Source organism: Cuspidothrix issatschenkoi CHARLIE-1 (assembly GCF_002934005.1).
Lineage (GTDB): Bacteria > Cyanobacteriota > Cyanobacteriia > Cyanobacteriales > Nostocaceae > Cuspidothrix > Cuspidothrix issatschenkoi.
Map to the genome: position 1 here is coordinate 1 of NZ_PGEM01000007.1, position 211 is coordinate 211.

Genomic DNA, 211 nt, shown 5'->3' on the forward strand with positions numbered 1-211 from the left:
TGCGGAATGTGGGTTATAAAATGGCTGAAACACTTGTGAGAGTTCATTATGGGGAATTTCCACCCCAGAGATATTTAGTTTTAATTCTATTGTCTCTAGATGCAAGCTAGTAGTAATTGTAATTGATTTATGTGGGGGTGTACATTGACAAGCTTGATTAAGAATATATTTGGAGATGGTAATTGTGTCCATTTGGGGATGGATTTAACTT

The 211-nt window shown here is 35.5% G+C and carries 1 pseudogene; it reads right to left on the reverse strand.

Annotated elements, in window-relative coordinates:
- Positions 1–192, reverse strand: a pseudogene (locus tag CUN59_RS21625) (histidine kinase); the annotation flags it as partial.
- Positions 193–211 lie beyond the last annotated feature (19 nt).